Origin of the sequence: Colwellia sp. MB02u-10, from assembly GCF_014077185.1 — a bacterium.
Classification (GTDB): domain Bacteria; phylum Pseudomonadota; class Gammaproteobacteria; order Enterobacterales; family Alteromonadaceae; genus Cognaticolwellia.
Genome location: NZ_JACGVK010000105.1, coordinates 100254 through 121789 on the forward strand (window position 1 = coordinate 100254; position 21536 = coordinate 121789).

The following is a 21536-nucleotide window of genomic DNA, read 5'->3' on the forward strand; positions in this document are numbered from 1 at the left end:
CTCAAATGGCTATAATTTATTGACCGCTGAATAATAGTTAATCCCTTAGCTATTATTCTCAGCTTAGCTTTAAACTTTTTCATACACCGAGAAATCTAACTGATATGAATTTTTTTCATCACTGGGGCGAATATCACTAGCCACTTTTTGCCAAACAGTTAAATCATATTCAGGGAAGTAAGTATCGCCATCAATATCCGCATTAATATGAGTAATATAAAGTCGTTGCGCCGCCGCTAAACAATGTTGGTAAATAGCGCCGCCACCAATTACCATAACTTCTGCGCTATCAACAACTAAAGCCAAAGCGGCATCAACAGAATTAACCACCTCAACGCCCTCGGCTTGAAAGTTATCGTCACGGGAAATAACAATATTTTTCCGCCCCGGCAAAGGCCGACCAATAGATTGATAAGTTTTTCGCCCCATAATAATGGGTTTACCTAAAGTAGTTTTTTTAAAATAGGCCAAATCGGCCGGCAAGTGCCAAGGCATGTCATTGTTTTTACCGATTACACGGTTATTGGCATGCGCCACTATCATTGAAAGTATGGTCATAGGTTTTTTTACTTTATCGGACAGCTAAATTTTAAAAGATTATACGTTATTACTGACAACAAAAAAGCGGCAATTGTATTGCTACAAAGCAGGGTTAGAACAACTAATAAAAAAAGTAGCACAACTCATGATAAAACTTATGGAAGAATTTTGAAGATATTCAACTACGCCCTAGTATAAATACAAGTTACCCGATAACACATCTTTCGCTCTCAGGGTTTTATATCAAGCTTAGATGCAAATAATAAGTCAATAACTTGCCACTAAAAATGAAAGCAATACGGCACGGTAAAAATCAGTTACAGGCTCAAATGTGCTTATACAACTCAGTTTAGTGGCATAAAATGTACTATTTAAACAACCCCATACTTCTATCGGTTAAGGCCTCACGCCAACCACCAAGCCACTCTGACTTAACGTCGGTATTCTGGTACGGGCAATGTTTCTTGGTTCTGCCACAAAGGCCCGCTTGATAGCCATTTGAATGTGCTCTACCTAATTTATCGCGTTTCTGTCTTTTCATCTATAACACCTCACCGTTAACTGTTTTATAACCGTCTAATACTTTATACAATAACCAAAAAAATACCGCTGAAAGTTTATGTATTATGCTTTCTAGGCTTTCTCTAGGCCTTCTTAGTATTACTTCAATCAACAGTTAATTTAAGAACAACAATACGGTGAATACAAGTCAATACTATAGTGAATTACGCAACTTTTATCCTTGATTATCGACAAAATAGTCCAGTGTAAAACACCGTAATTAACTATTTATTGCAAAACAATTCGTTATAAAAATCACATATAATTAACAGTGCTTAAAACCATAAATTAGATAACAAATTAATGTAAATAAGGCTACAACTGCATTAATGACATGACGCTATGAGTAACGCTAGTCCCTTAATAAAGGTTTTAGCATAGCTTCTAAACCATTAAGTTTAACTTCGTAAATGAGTGCCAACTGTTGACCTAACTTTCCTTCTGGAAATCCCTTACGGTGAAACCAAACTAAATAAGGCTCAGGCAGTTGCAGCAACTTTCTCCCACTATATTTTCCAAATGGCATGACCTGATTTACCGCCGCAATTAAATCTGCATTATTATTTATCGACATAAGTTACCCATGCTCAGTTGAACCTCTAGATGTTATTAGTTATTGCTCATGCGTTGACATAAAAATGTCACAGCGAGTGTTTATAGTTTTACTCATATTTACAATTTAACTGGTATCAAGATGATACCTAAATTTTTCTTTGGGGAATTATTATGTCAATGGTTAGGAAACGCAATGCTGCAGTAAAAGCTTATATACCGACTAATGCCCGTGACAATCAGTATATTTTGGCCGAATTCACCTTAACAGAGCAACTGCTTTCGCAATTACCGACACAGGTTAATCACAGCGGCAATATAAGTTATTATGCTTGTTATCAAACTTTGGCAAACTTACTGTTTACCTTAAGTAACGACTATGGCATTAAAAACAGTATATTGGTTGCCAACGACAAGTTGGTCCGTGTCCGTTACAGCCAAGAAATGCACCAATGGCAAACAAAACAACAAATCATCTTTTATTACGATCCAAATCAGCATGTACTGCAAAATGCATTTTTTGATGCCAATATCAAAGCAAAAAAAATTACCTTAGTATTTTTAGCATCTGGCCCTGATATCAGGGCCGAAGCGGCCAAATTCCATCAAGGGGTTAAAGTACTATTAGAACATTTTGCCCAGCAAATAGACTTACCCATAACAAGTATCCGCATGCGCGACCACCAACATCTTACTTACGACATTTTTGCTAAAAATAAAGGTTACAAAACTAGCCAAGCTCATAAATTTAGACCAATAAAACAAAGGTATGCGAGCCAAAACGTTACATTAGCAGAAAGTATGTCATCAATCACTTACGCCATAGTCGACTTAACCCTTGATCATAGGATTTCTGAGTTGGTTGATATAGATCCCGCAGCAACCGATCCCTATAACCCACTTTATACTTATTTAACCGACACTTTTTCATTGGTAGCAAAACATTTTAATTTAAATAATGGTGCACTTATTGCCAATGGTTTAGTCCCCATTGTTAGGCATAGTTTGCATGATTTAGTCTCGAAAGTTGGAGAATTGCAAATGTTAGGCTACAACCCAAAACAAAGCCCCTGTGGTATTGTCAGTAGATGGCAAGCGCATGAATTGGTTGATAACGTGCAACTGATCTTTGTTGCTAATTGCCATAATGGCGAAGAACAAAACTATGCGAAATTTGTCAATCAAATAGAACAAGCCATGCATCTATTTGCCAAAGAGCTCGAAATTCCAACCGAAAAAGAGCAATTAACCTTACGCTTTCATCAACACATCGCCTATAACTTATCGCATAATAACTGATAGTTATAACACCTAGAGCTAACTACCCTCTAGCTCTAGGTCACTTATTTACTGGTAACCAGATTACTGTAAACATTCCATCATCAAAGCTTAATAAAATCACCACAGACCATACACAATATTCATACTCATATTTCATGCCGATTAACCAGACTAACCGCATAACATCAGCTTATGACGATAGTTAACGACATATATAGTTAACTTATGTTGAATGATCTCATACTAAACCCCCCATAGCTGTCTACCTGCCTAAAAACCATATCAACACTACTACTGACTCGGCTAATACCGACAATAACTTAAACAATAAAAGGTATAGACATCTAAACGTCTAAGTGTTATCTTTTGAAAAATAAATAGTATAGACGTCTAAACGTCCTTATGTCGTACTGAAAATCCACTTTCAGTCACACTAAGCGAAATTTAACAAGGAAATGAGCATTGAGCATAGAAACAATTACCTTAGGCGCCGGCTGTTTTTGGTGTGTTGAGAATATTTTTAGCCGAATTAAAGGTGTGCTATCGGTAACCAGCGGTTATGCAGATGGCGATATTATCAACCCAAGCTATGAGCAAGTTTGTAGCGGCATCACTAATCACGCAGAGGTAGTACAAATAACGTTTAACCCATCGCAGTTAGCTGTTGAGCAGCTCTTAACGGTTTTTTTTGCTATTCACGACGCGACAACACTGAACCGTCAAGGTGATGATATTGGTAGTCAATATCGCTCAACAATTTTATGTCACACCCCTGCACAGCAAGTGGTGGCGAAAACAAAAATTGCTCAATTGCATGCACAGCAATACGCTGAGCAAACGATAGTCACTGTCGTTAAAGCCGCCACTAATTTTTACAGTGCGGAAGACTATCATCAAGATTATGTCACCAACAACCCAGAAAATAAGTATTGTCAGCTGGTGGTAGCAAAGAAAATTCAAACGTTTTTAAGCGAGTTTTCATACTTATTAAAAAATTAAACTTATACCAATTTCATTAATTAGGTGGTCAACTTTATACGCAGGAAAAATGGCCAAATATAAGGCATTTATTTAATAACTAGTTGTGCTAATTATTAAATAAATAACGCAGTAGTTGGTTATTTTAACCCATAAAAATGATCAGATAATTAGTGAGATTGGTATTAATCGCTGTAGCAATATAACATCAAGTAATTTAACTCGCCTTGTCTGAACAATAATAAAAATTTGCTCATAAAAAACGCATAACAATTTACTTGCTATGCGTTGAGTAAAAGCCAGTATAAGTTCGGCTAACTTAGTTTTAAATCCGCGCTAGATTAAGCTAACGACTTAATACATCAAGGTATAAAGCTTACGTCTATATTTACTCGCCAATGCATCACCCTCAGGTAACGATTTAAGCACATCAAGCAGTAAGTCTTTACTAGCGATGTCGGCGCCATCTTTTTGCACTAACAAAAACAGTATCGTCAGTGCATCGTCATGGCGATTAACTTGGCTATATTGCGCCGCCAATTTTTGTTGTAATTGGACATTATCAGCATCATTGGCTAACTGTTGCTCAAGTGCTTGAATTTCAGGAGAGTCTGCGGCTTGCGTAGCTAATTCTAATTTTGCCATTAATGATTGATAAGCACTGTCTTGATCGATCATTTTAATACTTTTGAGTAGTGTCTCTGCTTCAGTAATCTTACCGGTTTGAATATAAACATCTGATAGCACTAACTTAATATCAGCACGTTCATTATCAAGCTGATAGGCTTGAGTGATAATAGGAAATGCTTCCGACACTTTATTTTCTGCTAATAGTGTTTTCGCCTCTGCTAATAAAACATCTTGCTGTTTCGGTAAATATTTATCTAAAAACTCATTAATTGTTGCATCTGTTTGGGGTCCAGTTAGCCCGTCAAGTGGCTGACCATCTTGTACTAAAATTACCGTTGGTAGGCTTTGAATACCAAACTGCTGAGCAATTTGTCCCTGGCTTTCGCAATCGACTGTGGTAAACAAGAGCGTGTCACTACAATTAGCTAATGCCATCGCCAACTTGTCGCGTAATTCAACACTTTCTGGAATTTGCTGAGCCCAAAAGCTGACCAATACCAGTTTAGTTTTTGATTCTTCAATAATAACTTGTTGAAAGTTTTCTAAGTTGATCGCAAGAGAATTTGTCATCATGCCGTTCCAATAATAAAGATATATGTTTTTAAATTGGGGCAAAGCACCAAAGATACAAGCAACTAGGCTAAATATTTATAATGACTCAACAAAGAACAAGTCAAAAACAGACAGTTGAGGATTACAGCGTGATAACACAACTTTTAGCTCAGAGCATACGTTACAGGGTCAAAATGTTAAACATTAAATCTTAAAGCGCTAACGTTTAAAACCCTAAGACTTAAACTGCTAAGCCTTAATGCTCTTATATGAGCATTATTTATACTGCTGCACCCGCTATAATACCAACTGTTAAATAGCGTCAGCTTTGCTTTGCACATCCTGATGTAGTCGGTCTATTCACCTATAGAATAAACATAAAAAACAAAGATAAAAAAACGGACATCAGCAAAGCTAATCTCCGTTTTAAATCACCGATGTAAGCACTTAGATTTTTTGCAATAACTCTCGAGCAATGATCACTTTTTGAATTTCACTGGTGCCTTCATAGATTGATGTTACACGCACATCGCGCGCCATACGCTCCAGTGGATATTCTCTAATATAACCTGCCCCACCCATAAGCTGTAAGGCGTCATAACAAGCTTTATTAGCCTTTTCAGCGGCAAACAACTTAGCCATTGAGGCTGCCATACCAAAGGGTTGACCTTGATCTTTAGTATAAGCGGCTTGCATCAAGAGTAATCGTGCAGCTTCCATCTCGGTATAACGTTCTGCTAACGTCCACTGTAAGCCTTGAAAGTTTGACAGTGCTTGACCAAACTGTTTACGCTCAACAATATGAGCTTTAGCATAATCAAGTGCAGCAAGGCCAATACCTAAGGCTAATGACCCGATACCGATACGACCACCAGCCAACTCACCCACGGCAACACCAAAGCCTTTATTTTCAGCGCCCATCATGGCCGATGCTGGCACACGACAACGGTCAAAATGCACTTCATTGGTTGGTGACGCTTTTTGACCCATTTTTTCTTCCGATTTACCTATGGTCATACCGGCAGTACCGGCTTCAACAATAAAGCACGAAATACCCTTACCTTTTTTTGCTGAAGGGTCGGTAACGGCCCAAACTACAAATACATCAGCAAACGAGCCACTAGTAATATAAATTTTACTACCGCTAATAAGATAGTCATCACCGTCTTTAACGGCTTGCGTTTTCATGCCAGCGGGATCTGAGCCTGCCGCCGCTTCACTTAAACAAAAGCCACCCGCACGATACTCACCACTGCAAATTTTTGGCAAGTATTTACTTTTTTGTTCATCATTACCTACCGCTTGAATAACTTCGGCGACCATATTAGTCACTGAAGTTGTCACCGCTGTTGATGCACAAGCGCGCGCTAATTCGGTAATCGCCAAGCTAAAAGCAACACTACCTGCTTCAACGCCACCATATTCAGCTTTAATATTTAGGCCCATAAATCCGAGGGCATTGAGTTGCGCTAAATTTTTTAAAAATAAACTTTGATCTCTTGTTTCATCAAGCTGTGCAGCTACAGGTGCTAATTCACTATCGGCAAATTTTCGGGCCATATCTTGAATCATTATTTGTTCTTCAGTTAGAGACAAATCCATCAAACTTCTCACTTTTTATTGGCTGAATATCTATCACTATATTAATTGCTAAAACTTACTAGCAACATTAAAAAGTACAATGGGCATTAGTACGACTAATAGTGATAAAAACAATACCAAAAGCGCTAGCAAACTACCCTTTTGGTATCTAAAAAATACATGTAGATATGAAAAATGCGCTAAAGCGCATTTTTCATAAGTTGAATATATTATAACAATTAACCGGCAACAAACCAAAGCAGACCAGCACCAAGCACTAAGCGATAAATAACAAATGGCATCATGCCGAACTTACCCACTAAAATAAGAAAGTAGTGAATACAGGTATAAGCACTAACAAACGCTAACACACTGCCTAAGCCCATGGCTGACCAATCTACCGTGCCGGCTTCCAAAATCAACTTCAACGTTAAATAACTGCCCGCCATGGCAATGGCTGGAATCGACAATAAAAAAGAAAAACGCGCGGCATTTTCTCTGCTTAATCCTAACATCAAACCGATAGTCATGGTGATACCAGAACGTGATGTGCCCGGTATTAACGCGATAGCCTGTGCCAAGCCGATTAACATGGCACCTTTAAAACCTAAATTTTCAATGCTTTTATTTTGTTTAGCTTTAATATCAGCAAAGCCAAGCAAAAAACCAAATAATAGTGTAGTGGCGGCAATAACAAGTGCACTGCGTAAATGCTCTTCAATAAAATCTTTACCGAGTAAACCAAATAAACCGGCGGGGATGGTGGCAAAAATAATCCACCAAGCCAATTTACCATCAAAATTATTTCGCTCACCTTTTAAAGTGGCAAACCAAGCCACAGCCATGCAGCCCACTTCTTTGCGAAAATAAAGCACTACCGCCAGTAAACTGCCAACATGCACGGCAACATCAAACGCTAAGCCTTGATCTTTCCAGCCGAAAACTACTGAGGGTAAGATTAAATGTGCTGAACTAGAAATAGGTAAAAACTCAGTTAAACCTTGAATTAACGCTAAAATAAAAACTTCAATTGTGCTCATCGGGGTTATATTTCCTTATTTTTCTTATTTTTTTGGCCAAATAAAAGCCACTGTTTTTAACTTTTGTTGGCTTTTATCATATTGTTGCCATAACTCGTCATAGCACTGGCCAATAATCGGGTGAGCCAAATGCCCTGCAACTTCAGCTAACGGGCACAATACAAAAGCATTTTTGCTAATTTCATCACGCGGTATTTGCGCTGGAGAGTCAGCAATAATGTCATCATAAAGTAATAAATCTAAATCTAATGTCCGCGGGCTAAATTTTTTAGCGTCTTGGTTTCTACCGTGCGCAAACTCTATTTCGCGCAGTGTTGCCGCCACTTCAGCCAAAGTAAGCTCAGTACTTACTCCAGCCACCATATTGTAAAAAGCTTTACCGGCAAAGCCGACAGCCTCACTTTCAAATAATGAAGATAAGATAAGTGAGCCAAATACATCAGTTAAAGCATGCAAGCCTTGTTCAATATAATGTTGACGATTTATGTTACTACCCAGCGAAATATAAATTTTAGCCATTACAATGTTTGGCCTGACAACTGTTCGCCACGCTCTATTTCAACACCTACCGTAGTCGCATTATGCACCGCCGTTGGTTTCATTACCTTTAAGCGCAGCCAAGGAATTTTATATTCAGCGATAAGAAAGCCAGCAATACGTTCGGCAAGCGTTTCAATTAAATCTACCGGATTAGCGTTAGCAAACTCAACAATCGCTTCAGAAATTGTCGCGTAATCAAGTGTTTTAGCTAATTCGTCATTTTCTGCTGCTTGCGCCGTATTCCAGCCCATCACTAAATCAATAACAAGTGTTTGCTTTATTTCTTTTTCCCACTGGAAGAAACCGATGGTTGTTTGAAAGGTTAACCCTTCAATATAGACTTTATCCACACTAAAACCCTTACATGGCTTGTTAGTATTTAGCCATTGCATTATCGAGATAAAATCGAGATAAACCCCGCAATCGCCACAACATACTTTAGAAAATAAATAGCGAGTTTACCTGTGCAGGTCTAGAAAAACTAGTAAACATCGCGCTACAATGTCAAAAAGCTAAAAAGAATAAAATTTTTATAACTTTGCTAACACCTGTTTGAGAAGGAGCTTAGTATCAGTAGTTTACTTGTAACGTTTTTAATGGTGGTTATGGCTTACTTAGTAGGTTCAATTTCGAGTGCCATTTTACTTTGCAAATTACTGCACTTACCAGACCCCCGCTCAGCAGGTTCAAAAAATCCAGGTGCGACAAATGTCTTACGTATAAGTAATAAATTTATTGCGTCATTTGTGCTGATTTTTGACATACTTAAAGGCACATTACCGGTTTGGGGTGGTTATTTCCTCGGCTTAGAACCCTTGTATCTAGGTATGATTGCTCTCGCCGCTTGTTTAGGCCACATGTACCCGATATTTTTTAATTTCGAGGGAGGTAAAGCGGTTGCTACGGCATTTGGCGTGCTATTACCTATTGGTTTAGACTTAGGCGGGCTACTTATTTTAACCTGGTTGTTGGTCGCTAAAATTAGCCGCTATTCGAGTTTAGCCGCTATTGTTACCCTATCAATAGCGCCACTGTATACTTGGTTATTAAAGCCCATTTATGTCTACCCTGTATTGATGTTATCAGCGCTGATCATATTTAGACATAAAGACAATATTGTTAGACTACTACAGGGCAAAGAAAGCAAAATATCATTTACCAAGAAGTAGCCTTTATTACCGGTTTTAATCGCCAACCTGCAAGCTTAAACCGGCTCTAAAGTATCTAAGGGCCAACGTGGTGTTGCCTTAAAGGTTAAGTCGGTATCAACACCCGCTTTTAGGCGTTGTAAACCCGCGTAGGCAATCATGGCGCCGTTATCAGTACAAAACTCAGGCCTAGGATAGAAAACTTCCCCACCTAACTTCTTGGTAATTTCTGCTAATTTCTCTCTTAACGCTGTATTGGCACTCACACCACCCGCAATAACTAAACGATTTAAATTGCACTGTTTTAATGCCCGTTTACATTTAATGGCCAGCGTATCAACGACCGCTTCTTGAAAGGCATAAGCGATATCAGCTTGCATTTGTGCTTTTTGCTCAGGTGTTAATTCTGCTTTTTCTTCTTTTCGAATGGTAACAGCGGCTGAGGTTTTCAAACCGCTGAAACTAAAGTTTAGCCCAGGTTTATCCGTCATAGGTCTTGGAAATTTATAACGACCTTTTCGACCACTTTCCGCCATTTTCGCTAATACGGGTCCGCCAGGGTAATCAAGCCCTAGTAATTTAGCTGTTTTATCAAAAGCTTCACCTGCGGCATCATCAACAGATTCACCTAATAATTCATAGTGACCGATACCATCAACGCGCACCAACATGGTATGACCACCAGATACTAATAAAGCAACAAAGGGAAAGTCAGGTACATTCTCTTCTAGCATTGGCGCTAGTAAATGTCCTTCCATATGATGCACAGGCACAGCAGGTAAGTTCCAGCCGTAAGCTAAACTGCGACCAATTGAACAACCCACAAGTAAGGCGCCCACTAAGCCTGGTCCAGCCGTATAAGCCACACCGTCTAAATCAGCAGGGGTTAAATTAGCTTCAGCTAGGACTTCTTTTATTAAGGGAATAGTTTTGCGGACATGATCACGTGATGCCAGCTCAGGCACTACCCCACCATAATCAGCATGAACGGCGATTTGACTATATAACTTATGTGCAACTATACCCGCGGGTAGATCGGCTTGCCCATCATCATAAATCGCAATACCGGTTTCATCACAAGAGGTTTCAATACCTAAAATTCGCATAATTTTTCTTTACCTAGCCCTGTTGCATCAATAGTGAATTCGACTATTCACTTATATTAAGCTGCAGCCGTTATTTGGTTGCTGATTTTACCTATGCCCTAGGCAACTTTCAATTTATAGCGCATAAAGATAACCAAAATATTTTAAAACCATCATTTAACCTTTAAAATTCATGACAAAAAAATTAGTGATAAATTTTGTTAATATGACAGCAGCTATTTACACAGCGACTAGTATTACTGTGTTCAGGCCGCTATTGAGCTAATAAAACCAGTGAAAAAATCAATTCCACTTTACATTACTATGGCCTTCGCATTAGAATACGTCACCAATTTTTAATAGAGTGGGTGAAGATGAGGCTATTTAGCTGAAATCAGACACCATTTAATATAGATTCCTAACTAAGGTAAAATAGTACATGCCAGTAATTAAAGTAAGAGAAAACGAACCATTTGACGTTGCATTACGTCGTTTTAAACGTTCATGTGAAAAAGCAGGTATCCTTTCAGAAGTTCGCCGTCGCGAATCTTATGAAAAGCCGACTTGGGAACGTAAGCGTAAGAAAGCAGCCGCAGTAAAACGCGCAGCTAAAAAAGTTTCTCGTGAGAACGCTCGTCGCGTTCGCATGTACTAAGATACCTTAGTAAATCCTAAGTCAACTGAGTTAACTTAAGCGTAAATTAAATTATGAGTCTACTTAGTCAACTGCAAGATGAAATGAAAAATGCCATGCGTGCCAAAGACAAACTTCGTCTTGGTGTAATTCGTATGGCACTCTCTGCGATAAAGCTAGCAGAAATAGATCACAAAACAGAAGCAACTGATGAAAATGTCATTGCCTTGTTAACTAAAATGGTTAAACAGCGCAAAGAATCTATCAAAATGTTTACTGAAGGTGGTCGCGATGAACTGGCAGCTAAAGAAGCTGCAGAAGTTATCGCTATAGAATATTTTTTGCCGCAACCCTTATCTGCAGATGAAATTAACCAACTGATTACAGAAACAATTGCCGAAACCGGTGCAGCCTCAATGGCTGATATGGGTAAAGTAATGGCGATATTAAAACCGCTAATGCAAGGTAAAGCTGACATGGGCGCAGTAAGTGGCCAAGTTAGAGTAATTTTAAACAGTTAGTTAAGCTTCCTTTTGAACTTCAATGTTCATGCTGAATATAAACCGCGATAGCTTAGGCCTCGCGGTTTTATTTTAACTAGAATATAAGAAGCTACTATTTTCCAAGCCTTATTGGTGTAAAATAGAGTTTTATCTTGATGTAATGGTATTTATGGCTGGCATGATCCCTCGACAATTTATTGATGACTTATTGGCTCGAGCCGATATTGTCGAACTCATAGATTCTCGCGTGCCATTAAAAAAAGCCGGTAAAAATTACCAGGCTTGTTGCCCTTTTCATACTGAAAAATCCCCCTCTTTTAGCGTTAGCCAAGATAAACAATTTTATCACTGCTTCGGTTGTGGTGAACATGGCAATGCGATTTCGTTTTTGATGGAATTTGACCGTTTAGAGTTTCCTGATGCCGTTGAAGAGTTGGCTTCCCATTACAATATGGACGTGCCACGCGAACAAAACACACGTTCACCTGCACAACAAAAACAAGATCAAAAAACCTACATTCAAAAACAAGATGACTATGAATTAATGGCGCAAATCAGCCGTTTTTTTCAACAGCAATTAAAAGTTGCCACTGACAAAAATGTCGCGATTGATTATTTAAAAGGCCGAGGCTTAAGTGGTGAAATAGTTAAGCGTTTTGGTATAGGTTATATTAGTGATGCTTGGGACGGCATGATGAAAGTATTTGGCCGCAGCGGCCAAATAAATCAGCAACTTGTTGATTTAGGCATGGCAGTTCAAGGCGATAAAAACAAACCTTATGACAGGTTTAGGGGCCGCATTCAATTTCCTATTCGCGATAAACGTGGCCGAGTTATCGGTTTTGGCGGACGGGTATTAAGTGATGGTACGCCCAAGTACCTCAACTCGCCAGAAACGCGAATTTACCATAAAGGCCAAGAGTTATATGGCCTTTATGAAGCAAAACAGGCCATTAAACAACTAACTCGCCTAGTGGTGGTTGAAGGCTATATGGATGTAGTTGCACTAGCTCAACACGGTGTTGACTATGCGGTTGCCTCACTCGGTACGGCAACAACGCCTGAACAACTACAAACCCTATTTCGCACCGTTAAAGAAGTTATTTGTTGTTACGATGGAGACCGGGCTGGCCGTGATGCCGCATGGCGTGCTCTGGATAATGCCCTACCGTTAATTCAAGATGGTTATAGTCTCAAATTTGTTTTTTTACCTGATGGCGAAGACCCTGATTCGATGATCAGAGAACAAGGCCAGGCGGCTTTTGAAAGCATATTAGATAATGCCACGCCATTGTCACAATTTTTGTTTGAGCATTTGCTAAACCAAATCGACATGAGTTCTCCTGAGGGAAAAGGTGCCGCTGTCAGCGCTTTTCAGCCTTATTTAGCCAAACTACCTGACAGTAATCTTAAAGACGCCATTGTCACTAAGCTTGCAAATCAATTTGGTGCAAGTAACGAAATGCAATTAAAAAAATTACATAAGAGTTTTGCTAACGTCGCTGAAAATAAAGCTAAAGCTAAGCGGCCTAAAATCACGCCCGTAAGACTCGCTATTGCATTACTACTTGAGCATCCCCATATAGTAGAGACACTACCAGACTCGGCAATTTTAAATGAATTAAATATGCCAGGTATACCTTTGCTCAATACGTTACTCGCATTGTGTAAGCAAAACCCAAAGGTAAATAGTGCACAATTAATTGAGCATTTTAGAGGCCAGGAAGCCGGAAAACAACTAACAAAGCTGCTGTGTTTAGAGCATTATGTTGAAGCAGAAAATGCCGAAAGCATGTTTTTGGATTTAATTGAAAACTTTTTAAATGTTTTTATTGAACAACGCACAGAGCAATTATTAGAAAAAGAACGTAGTAGCGGCTTAACCTTAACCGAAAAGCAAGAATTGCACGGTTTACTAAGCGCATAGAACAATATCGTTTAAGTTATACTTAGAACAAGCAGAAGAGCAGTTTACTGCTGGTAATTTAGTAATTATTTCGCTATAATTGCCTGCTAACTGTTGTAATTTTGATAGCCATAAATAGGTGGACACTCGTCAATGGATCAAGCCCCTCAATCTAGACTTAAAGAGTTAATAGTAAAAGGTAAAGAGCAAGGTTATTTAACTTTTGCACAAGTTAACGATCATTTACCTCAGGATATTATCGATTCAGATCAAGTTGAAGACATCATTCGAATGATTAACGACATGGGTATTCAGGTGTTTGAAAACGCTCCTGATAACGACACGTTAATGATGAGTGAAGCAAATACTGATGAAGATGCTGCTGAAGCTGCTGCGCAAGCGCTTGCGACCGTTGAAAGTGAAATTGGTCGTACTACAGATCCCGTTCGCATGTACATGCGTGAAATGGGTACGGTAGAGCTACTCACGCGTAAAGGCGAAATTGTTATCGCCAAACGCATCGAAGAAGGTATCAAAGAAGTACAACGTTCAGTTTCTGAATACCCGCCAGCAATTAATTACTTGCTTGATCAATGGGATAATTTTGAAGCTGAAGAAGTACGTCTAAGCGACATTATCGTTGGATTTTTAGACCCTGATGCCCAAGACGAAGAAATTCCAGCAGCAGCAACTCATATCGGATCAGAGCTTTCTAAAGAACAGTTAGCTAATGAAGATAAATCTGATGAGGATGAGGAAGAAGAAGATACTGGCCCTTGTCCTGAAGAAGCCCGTGAAAAGTTTACTGCTTTGCGCACAGCCTACGAGCTTGCTAACAAAGTCATTAAAACTAAAGGCCGTGGCCATACTGATGCACAAGCAGCAATTGATGCATTAGCTGAAGTATTTAAAGAATTTAGAATCGTACCCAAAGTATTTGACCGCCTAGTGAAAAACATGCGCAGTGTTGTGGACCGTTTACGTGTTCAAGAACGCTTAATCATGAAACACTGTGTGGTTGGTGCCGGTATGCCAAAAACTACTTTCATCAAAATATTTCCGGGTAACGAAACCTCAAAAAATTGGTTTGAAGAACAAAAAGCAGCTGGCCTACCTTACTCAAAGAGAATGCCTGACATCGAACTAGATGTTGAACGCTGTATTTATAAACTGAACATGCTAGAAGAAGAGACTTATCTCAATGTTCACGGCATTAAAGACATTAACCGTCGTATGTCGATCGGCGAAGCGAAAGCTCGTCGTGCGAAAAAAGAAATGGTCGAAGCTAACTTACGTTTAGTTATCTCAATTGCGAAAAAATACACTAACCGTGGCTTACAATTCTTGGATCTTATTCAAGAAGGTAACATTGGTTTAATGAAAGCAGTTGATAAGTTTGAATATCGTCGTGGTTATAAGTTCTCAACTTATGCTACGTGGTGGATACGCCAAGCGATTACTCGATCAATTGCCGATCAGGCACGTACTATTCGTATTCCAGTACACATGATTGAAACGATTAATAAACTTAACCGCATTTCACGTCAAATGTTACAAGAAATGGGTCGCGAACCAACACCTGAAGAATTAGCTGAACGCATGATCATGCCGGAAGATAAAATTCGTAAAGTGTTAAAAATCGCTAAAGAACCTATTTCAATGGAAACACCGATTGGTGATGATGAAGATTCTCACTTAGGTGACTTTATTGAAGACGGTAGCGGTGAATTACCTGTTGATTCTGCCACGGCTGAAAACTTAAAGCATGCGACACATGAAGTACTAGCGGGCCTAACGGCTCGTGAAGCAAAAGTGTTAAGAATGCGCTTTGGTATCGATATGAACACTGATCACACTTTAGAAGAAGTGGGTAAGCAGTTTGATGTGACACGTGAACGTATTCGTCAAATTGAAGCAAAAGCATTACGCAAATTGCGCCATCCTTCACGTTCTGAGCAATTGAAAAGTTTCTTAGACGGTGAGTAATATTTCTTCTCGAAATATATAAATATAAAATCCAGCTAATAGCTGGATTTTTTTTAACTAGCATTTACTGTCAACACTAGACGCTAGTTTACATGCTATTCGCACACGGTTGCGTTAGTGATGCTAGCTAGCAAACCATCATAATAGTATCTCTGTAACATATAAGACTGGAATTGATGCTTACATAGATGTTAATGACTAGAACAATGTAAATCATATTGTCGAGCACATATTGTCGAGTAATAACTAGCCTAAGTGGATCACACAAAACCAAAAATTTATTCTGTTGACCCTTTACAGGTGATAAATTAATTAAATTGTTTACTATAAAGTAACCAATAAATTCCAACGAGTGATTGCCAAAACAACAAATCGCTCAACTATTGAACTGTTAGACTTATTTATCAGGTTTTTAGCTTTATAAGGGTGACAACAAAATAAAAAATGCTTATACTTCCCGCCGCTTTAGATGAACCTTTCGCGCTTATCAAAGCAAAGTAGAATTATGGCCCCTTAGCTCAGTTGGTTAGAGCGTCCGACTCATAATCGGCAGGTCCCCTGTTCAAGTCAGGGAGGGGCCACCATTCTTTCTTTTAAATATCATCGATATTTCAAAATACATCCATTTTAAAAATTACGCACCACTTATTCCGGTCCATCACTGGTCGATTTCAATATGATCATATCTACGATAGCAATTTAGTAAAATTACTTTTGTGATTGTAAATGTTTTCTAAAAAAGTTTTAGTTTTATTGTCAGTAAATCGGCTTGTACTATTCCGCTCTTGAAGAACTAGGCTTGATAAAGTGTTTATTAGAAAGCTGTCAGAAAGAATACACAGCTAAACTAACCAACTTGACTGCATTTCTGACAAGCTATCTGTAGACTGGAACTTTGATGGTATAAAATACCTTTCGCCACTTAATTAGTTTGGCCAAAGGCCATTCATATTGATTGTCGATCTAATTAAGGCTATTCTTTTCAATATATTCAACAAATCGTTTTTTAAAATTAACAACCGTATCTTCAGAAAGGCTGCTCGCAATCACTACCCCTTGATATCCACTATACTCACTTTGTTCCAATTCATTAGAAATGTGAACCACACCGTGTTGATCGATGCCAATCAGGTTCAAGTCAAATAATGTATGTATGTCGGCTCTAAGTAATATCCCATTAGTTACTTTATAGTTGGTTTCATCTGAGTGAGAGATTATATGTGCAGCTTCTAAAACAGAACTGACACTACAACCGGTAATACAGCAAGTATCATTAAACGCTGTTAACAGTGATTGCCTAAAATTAACTTGCCCTCTACGGGACTTAATGGCCGTCAAAGTGATTTCATCAACAACTTTAGTTTCTTCAAAATTATCAGACTCATCCAATATTGAAATTTCCGTTACTCCATTCTTCTCGTATTGATGATGAGGTATAAATGATCCCGTTGATTTTTTTACTAATTTTGATATCTCTTCTTCATTTATCGAAAGAAGTTTGGCTATAGGTAGTTCAACCCACCATTTAGGTCCAAGTAATGCAGGAGCTCCGTTAGAGTTTTTGTGCCACCATCTCGCTTTATATTGAGTTTCTTTCTTACCATTTCCTTTGGTAAATTCCTTCGAAGTCTTTTTATCAAAAGACTGCTGGATATCTACTAAGGCATCCAAATACTTAGCAACAGTTCTGCTTCCTTTATAACCATACCCATATTCAGCATTCAAACCGTCTATCGGAAGAAATGCACGTGGAGAGAATGTTTTTGTTGCTTGGCTTACAGGAACCCATACAAGTAAATCGTTAACAGAAAAAATTTTCATGCTACCTCTATTTTCTAATTTGCTTATTATGAATATTGAACCAAATGGCTAAACATATTGATTTTGGCTAGTTGTTTAACACTACTAACCGATGTACTTGCTAAAGCTGAATTTGCTACAACAATTGCCAATGACTGAGCTCTTGAAATGGCAACATTAAGCCTGTTTTTGTCGAACAAGAAATCTACGCCTCTAGGACTTTCATTGGCATCAGATGCACACATACTTAAAATCACAATAGGTGCTTCCTGGCCTTGAAATTTATCAACGCTTCCCACTCGTGCATTATCACCACCTGGCATAGATGAGAAGGCAATTTTGAGTTTGTTCACTTGTAAATTATAAGGGGCGACGACTAAAATATCAGACCAATTAATATTTCTCGCTTGCCCTTCTTTATCTGTAAATGTTCTGCCAATCAATTCCATAACCGTTTCAACAATTACCGAGACTTCTTCTTCACTTGCTTGAGTGTTGCCAAAATGTTCAACAGGCATAAAGATAACACCGGCTTCTTTATTCAATGGCCCTTTATATGAACTAGGTATGCTTATGAGCTGTTTATCATTGGCTATATCACTAATTAATTTACCTTCATAAACAGCGTCACTAATAAACTTATTTACTGCTGAGTGCATCCGGTATGTTGTATTGAGAAATATTCCTTTTCTTTCATCAATTGTTGGGCTGTCTTTTAGTAGATAATCCAAAATAGAAGCACCACTATCAGCAGGATGTGTGCCTTGAATAGGTTGTCCTAATTGCATTTGATCGCCCATCAATACTAGGTTTTTAGTACAGCGGCTAATTGCAATCAAATTAGCAACACTTACTTGGCCTGCTTCATCAATGAAAAGGTAATCTAGTTGTTCTATCATTTCACTACGAGAAAAGCCCCATGCCGTAGTACCAATAACACATGACTCTTCAACCCACTGGTCTAGGTCCTTATTTTTGATGATATTAACATCCAGTTCAGACAACTCTGGGTCTGTTTCTTTGGTGCAAACAAAGCTGGCTGAGATATCATTTTCCTTACAATACTTTGCCGTTGTAAGTAGCAAATTATTTATCGCTTTGTGACTATTGCTGCAAATACCAACACGCTTGCCTTCTTTTACAAGCTCAGCAATGACGTGTTTTCCTGTATAAGTTTTACCAGCACCAGGTGGCCCTTGTATTGGTAAGTAACTATTATCTAAGTTCTTAACCGCATTAATGATTTGCTGTAAATTTTCAGAAGCATCTTTACTACTAGCGATTATGCTTCCTTTGACCAAGCCGTTTATTCGCGGTGTTGAACGAGATAAGAAATCTACTATCGCAAGGTTATCACCATCGTTGTCATTGTATTTTTCAACAATGTTAGCAATAGCTTCCGGAATAGGCGTTGGATTTACATATTCATCAGGTATCAAAGTCATCAATTGAGGTGGAACATATTTCATTGATTTAACAACCAAAAGACCTTTCTCAAAATCGCTCGACTCTCTATCTACATTTACTTTTAATGATTTTCCTTCATCAGTTTCTTCATTGAGCACATAGTAGCTTGAGCATGCAGCTTTAAACTCTTGATTTGCATCAAAGCTATATTCATAACCATAACTTCGTTTAATTTTAAAAGGACTTCGGTCTGTGCGAGTACAAAAAGCAAGGCAATCTAAATCATCCAGCAATTCACTTTCTTCCGCTCCCATGCGGTCAAACATTTTCCAGAAAATTGGCTTAGACTCTCTTCGGTGAAATTCTAACAACCAAGCTAGGTTTTCAGTAATCAAACTTAGTTCAGGTTGAGTTACTTCTTCCTCCTTTGCTCTGCACAGCAGATTATCCCTAAGTTTTTCTACCTTTGTAATCTCTGTTGTTTGTTCAACTTCAACAACATCTGTTTTACCAGCAAACGCAATAGCATTTTCATGTTGCTGAACTCTTAACCAATCAACCAATTCTTGAGTAGAGTCACAGTCATCAATATTATAATCACGGATGCTTTTCAATATTGCAGATGTTTGCCAAGTATCACCTTCTTTATCCAAAGCATTCAATTTTCGCCATTGTTCATAAACAACAACTGAATCACCGCCAGTACTTACATCTGTTTCTCGGCTCCCACGATATAAATGTTCTACATTTTTTATTGAGTAACGAGGTTCGCCTAGCAAAAGTCCCCCTTTAACTACTTTATATAAGTCAACGAACACTTCATTTCGAAGTAGCTGATCAACTTCATGTTCACATACGCCATATCGGCCCATCAGCTTTCTACATGCGGCAATTTCATAATTGGCATAATGGTAAATATGCATTTGGGGATCTTTAAGCCATCGCGAATATACCCAATGAATAAAATCTTGAAAGCATTGTTTCTCTTGCTTTTGGTTATGGGCCCAAAAATCTATAAATTGTCGCTGATCATTCTCGTCAAAATAAGTATTACCCCAGAGATATTCCAAACCACCTTCATCTAAAGGAAAGCCCTCAATATCAAAGAAAACATCCATTTTCGAATGCGGCGGCATTAAAGACAAACCTTGTCGCTCGCTCGGATCAGATTTAACAATGTTAAAAAGAGGTTTACTCTTACCTATACTCTGATACTGAATTAATGCTTGTTGGTGAAGACGGCTATAGATAACTGGAGATAAATTGGGTATAGAAGTCACTTCCTTCTCAGCCAATTGCTGCCTAGTTAATATACCTTCGGCATTAAGCTTCTTTATTTGGCCACGCGTTATGGTAGCCACTTGGGATAGGTGGTCTCGCTCATGCAAAAGCTTTTCTGCATAACTAGACCAATGACCAAAACTTTTAGACTCGGCAGGATCTGGCATGTCATCAGAGTTAAAGCTGTTTTGAACATTCAGAAAAGATTGCTTTAGGAGCAGATAATAATGAAAAAAGTCATTCGTTCTCAGTACAGAAAGCTCGCCATTTCCTAAAGCAACGGATATCTGTTCAGGTCTCACTCCCTGCACTTCTTCAAGCATTTCAGCATAACAACAGAGCTGAATAACAAACGAAGGTTTTAGTGTGCTAGCTAACTTGGTATCCCATACTTCATAGTGAAAATCACCTAATTTACTAGCGCCAAGTACTTTGATTAAGAAATCTGAATATCCTGCAAATGGTACGCACGCTAGTCGGCCTTGAACAATAACATCAACACCACTATACATAGCATCAACCGTTGCCGAAAACTTTTCAGACTGGGTATTACCACTGATTTTAACTAATGATTTCCCTTCATTGGCTAATTTAGCTTCCAAGGCATCTTCATGCTCATAGCCCATTTGTTGAAGCAAACTCATTAATGCGTCATCTGCATCCTTTTCTGGCGCTTCGTCAGGCTTTTCAATGGCAAATCGAGACATCCAAGAAGCAAATGGACTCGCCATATAAAGCGTTAAATCTGAGGGTGAATAATGATAAATACCTTGTTTTTTTTGCACTTTTTATTCCTTTAATTAATTCTATAGATAACTTTATTAAGCTTTTATAAGCAAAATTAATATGACTGCTCTACACAAGTCTTTAATAAATTTGCTTTAAATCATGTTAATAATTCCGACTCTACAATTAAAATTGATAAAAATAAAGCGCCCGCCAAGCCAGCCATTTTTTATTTTAAATATTAAGTAGTTACAACCACCATTAATATGTAGATATTTTTCAGGACTTAACTTTCAAGTAAATAAGGAGAAAAATGCTAATAAACTGGTCAGTATATATATGTAAAAATGAAGAACAACTTTCCATCTAAATCTACTGTCAAGGTTAAAAAAGGCAGTTAAACAATTGTGTTTAAAACTTTGCCAAAAAATTTAAGTGGTTTAATAGATTCGACTACCCCAATTAATAATCAGGAGCGTTATGAAAAGTATAACTATTTTATTGTTTATCTGTGCTCTTATCTCTGGATGTATGTTTACTTTAGCTAGCGTGTTTAAACCTAGCCTGTTTGACCATTTAAACCTTGAATCACCTGTATGATTTTTTGTGCAGTAAACTGTCGATTTAAAATGTTTTATTACATCCAAATATAGTAACATTTAGTGGAGCAAATTCTTTTAAATGTTTTTATTACTTTTAAAATGAGTTACATTTAGTAACACTTAGTCTTTGTGGTGTTATTTTATGCAGCAACTTTTCCTTACTTCTGGGTTACCACGTTCAGATTCTACGTTGTTAGCCGCTG

Annotated in this window: 18 protein-coding genes and 1 tRNA gene; 8 read left to right on the plus strand and 11 right to left on the minus strand. The window is 38.2% G+C overall.

All coding sequences use genetic code 11. The annotated features are described in order from the left end of the window. Positions 1-69 precede the first annotated feature (69 nt). From folA to H4J59_RS06135, 3 genes are all read right to left on the minus strand, one after another. Positions 70-558, minus strand: a complete 489-nt coding sequence (gene folA / locus H4J59_RS06125) for a type 3 dihydrofolate reductase (protein WP_182237759.1) — start codon at positions 556-558, stop codon at positions 70-72. Between the two features lie 349 nt (positions 559-907). Further along, on the minus strand, positions 908-1081 hold the full coding sequence (gene rmf, locus H4J59_RS06130) for a ribosome modulation factor (protein ID WP_182135602.1): 174 nt from the start codon (positions 1079-1081) through the stop codon (positions 908-910). Between the two features lie 372 nt (positions 1082-1453). Further along, positions 1454-1675 (minus strand): DUF3820 family protein, encoded by a 222-nt coding sequence (locus tag H4J59_RS06135; RefSeq protein WP_182237761.1) that lies wholly within the window; start codon positions 1673-1675, stop codon positions 1454-1456. A gap of 152 nt (positions 1676-1827) precedes the next feature. On the opposite strand from H4J59_RS06135, the gene H4J59_RS06140 reads away from it, so the two are divergent. Further along, entirely contained in the window at positions 1828-2952 is a 1125-nt protein-coding gene (locus H4J59_RS06140) for a DUF3083 family protein (protein ID WP_182237763.1), read from the plus strand. Positions 2953-3396: 444 nt separating this feature from the next. Beyond that, positions 3397-3933 carry a peptide-methionine (S)-S-oxide reductase MsrA gene (gene msrA / locus H4J59_RS06145; RefSeq protein ID WP_182237765.1) on the plus strand — a complete coding sequence of 179 codons (537 nt, stop codon included), beginning with the start codon at positions 3397-3399 and terminating at the stop codon, positions 3931-3933. 333 nt (positions 3934-4266) lie between these two features. On the opposite strand, the gene H4J59_RS06150 is transcribed toward msrA, so the two are convergent. The 5 genes from H4J59_RS06150 to folB all read right to left on the minus strand — a co-directional run bounded on the left by H4J59_RS06150 (position 4267) and on the right by folB (position 8605). Beyond that, the gene (locus H4J59_RS06150; RefSeq protein WP_259369404.1) at positions 4267-5115 is read right to left on the minus strand and encodes a tetratricopeptide repeat protein; all 849 of its coding nucleotides are present in this window, start codon (positions 5113-5115) and stop codon (positions 4267-4269) included. Between the two features lie 426 nt (positions 5116-5541). Further along, on the minus strand, positions 5542-6696 hold the full coding sequence (locus tag H4J59_RS06155; protein ID WP_182237767.1) for an acyl-CoA dehydrogenase family protein: 1155 nt from the start codon (positions 6694-6696) through the stop codon (positions 5542-5544). Positions 6697-6914: 218 nt separating this feature from the next. After that, positions 6915-7715 (minus strand): undecaprenyl-diphosphate phosphatase, encoded by an 801-nt coding sequence (locus H4J59_RS06160; RefSeq protein WP_182237769.1) that lies wholly within the window; start codon positions 7713-7715, stop codon positions 6915-6917. Positions 7716-7739: 24 nt separating this feature from the next. After that, positions 7740-8234, minus strand: a complete 495-nt coding sequence (gene folK, locus H4J59_RS06165) for a 2-amino-4-hydroxy-6-hydroxymethyldihydropteridine diphosphokinase (RefSeq protein WP_182237771.1) — start codon at positions 8232-8234, stop codon at positions 7740-7742. After that, a complete protein-coding gene (gene folB / locus H4J59_RS06170) occupies positions 8234-8605 on the minus strand; it encodes a dihydroneopterin aldolase (RefSeq protein WP_182237773.1) in 372 nt (123 codons plus the stop codon). Before folB ends, folK begins: the two co-directional genes overlap by 1 nt. 246 nt (positions 8606-8851) lie before the next feature. Between folB and plsY the strand changes: the two genes are divergently transcribed. Further along, positions 8852-9424: a glycerol-3-phosphate 1-O-acyltransferase PlsY gene (plsY, locus tag H4J59_RS06175; RefSeq protein ID WP_182237775.1), complete on the plus strand. Its 573-nt coding sequence runs from the start codon at positions 8852-8854 to the stop codon at positions 9422-9424. Positions 9425-9459: 35 nt separating this feature from the next. Here plsY and tsaD read toward each other — a convergent pair whose 3' ends face one another. Next, positions 9460-10509, minus strand: a complete 1050-nt coding sequence (tsaD, locus tag H4J59_RS06180; protein WP_182237777.1) for a tRNA (adenosine(37)-N6)-threonylcarbamoyltransferase complex transferase subunit TsaD — start codon at positions 10507-10509, stop codon at positions 9460-9462. Positions 10510-10927: 418 nt separating this feature from the next. Here tsaD and rpsU point away from each other — a divergent pair, with 418 nt between their 5' ends. From rpsU to H4J59_RS06205, 5 genes are all read left to right on the plus strand, one after another. Beyond that, positions 10928-11143, plus strand: coding sequence for a 30S ribosomal protein S21 (gene rpsU, locus H4J59_RS06185; RefSeq protein ID WP_011045067.1), 216 nt, complete (start codon positions 10928-10930; stop codon positions 11141-11143). A 53-nt stretch (positions 11144-11196) separates the two neighbouring features. Continuing rightward, a complete protein-coding gene (locus H4J59_RS06190) occupies positions 11197-11643 on the plus strand; it encodes a GatB/YqeY domain-containing protein (RefSeq protein WP_182237779.1) in 447 nt (148 codons plus the stop codon). A 151-nt stretch (positions 11644-11794) separates the two neighbouring features. Next, complete coding sequence (gene dnaG / locus H4J59_RS06195) at positions 11795-13552, plus strand: DNA primase (RefSeq protein WP_182237781.1); 1758 nt, start codon at positions 11795-11797, stop codon at positions 13550-13552. Between the two features lie 132 nt (positions 13553-13684). After that, complete coding sequence (gene rpoD, locus H4J59_RS06200; RefSeq protein WP_182237784.1) at positions 13685-15517, plus strand: RNA polymerase sigma factor RpoD; 1833 nt, start codon at positions 13685-13687, stop codon at positions 15515-15517. 507 nt (positions 15518-16024) lie between these two features. Then, positions 16025-16101, plus strand: a tRNA-Ile gene (locus H4J59_RS06205). A 379-nt stretch (positions 16102-16480) separates the two neighbouring features. Here the strand turns inward: H4J59_RS06205 and H4J59_RS06210 are convergent. Next, positions 16481-17338 (minus strand): HNH endonuclease, encoded by an 858-nt coding sequence (locus tag H4J59_RS06210; protein WP_182237786.1) that lies wholly within the window; start codon positions 17336-17338, stop codon positions 16481-16483. A gap of 26 nt (positions 17339-17364) precedes the next feature. Continuing rightward, positions 17365-20790 (minus strand): TM0106 family RecB-like putative nuclease, encoded by a 3426-nt coding sequence (locus H4J59_RS06215; protein WP_220469732.1) that lies wholly within the window; start codon positions 20788-20790, stop codon positions 17365-17367. Positions 20791-21536 lie beyond the last annotated feature (746 nt).

Excerpts from the sequence above, each read along its gene's own strand:
- H4J59_RS06150 (WP_259369404.1), bottom strand. The coding sequence starts at position 5,115 with ATGATGACAAATTCTCTTGCGATCAACTTAGAAAACTTTCAACAAGTT.
- tsaD (WP_182237777.1), bottom strand. The coding sequence starts at position 10,509 with ATGCGAATTTTAGGTATTGAAACCTCTTGTGATGAAACCGGTATTGCG.
- folK (WP_182237771.1), bottom strand. The coding sequence starts at position 8,234 with ATGGCTAAAATTTATATTTCGCTGGGTAGTAACATAAATCGTCAACAT.
- plsY (WP_182237775.1), top strand. The coding sequence starts at position 8,852 with ATGGTGGTTATGGCTTACTTAGTAGGTTCAATTTCGAGTGCCATTTTA.
- H4J59_RS06190 (WP_182237779.1), top strand. The coding sequence starts at position 11,197 with ATGAGTCTACTTAGTCAACTGCAAGATGAAATGAAAAATGCCATGCGT.
- rpoD (WP_182237784.1), top strand. The coding sequence starts at position 13,685 with ATGGATCAAGCCCCTCAATCTAGACTTAAAGAGTTAATAGTAAAAGGT.
- H4J59_RS06140 (WP_182237763.1), top strand. The coding sequence starts at position 1,828 with ATGTCAATGGTTAGGAAACGCAATGCTGCAGTAAAAGCTTATATACCG.
- rpsU (WP_011045067.1), top strand. The coding sequence starts at position 10,928 with ATGCCAGTAATTAAAGTAAGAGAAAACGAACCATTTGACGTTGCATTA.
- H4J59_RS06155 (WP_182237767.1), bottom strand. The coding sequence starts at position 6,696 with ATGGATTTGTCTCTAACTGAAGAACAAATAATGATTCAAGATATGGCC.
- rmf (WP_182135602.1), bottom strand. The coding sequence starts at position 1,081 with ATGAAAAGACAGAAACGCGATAAATTAGGTAGAGCACATTCAAATGGC.
- H4J59_RS06210 (WP_182237786.1), bottom strand. The coding sequence starts at position 17,338 with ATGAAAATTTTTTCTGTTAACGATTTACTTGTATGGGTTCCTGTAAGC.
- dnaG (WP_182237781.1), top strand. The coding sequence starts at position 11,795 with ATGGCTGGCATGATCCCTCGACAATTTATTGATGACTTATTGGCTCGA.
- folA (WP_182237759.1), bottom strand. The coding sequence starts at position 558 with ATGACCATACTTTCAATGATAGTGGCGCATGCCAATAACCGTGTAATC.
- H4J59_RS06135 (WP_182237761.1), bottom strand. The coding sequence starts at position 1,675 with ATGTCGATAAATAATAATGCAGATTTAATTGCGGCGGTAAATCAGGTC.
- H4J59_RS06160 (WP_182237769.1), bottom strand. The coding sequence starts at position 7,715 with ATGAGCACAATTGAAGTTTTTATTTTAGCGTTAATTCAAGGTTTAACT.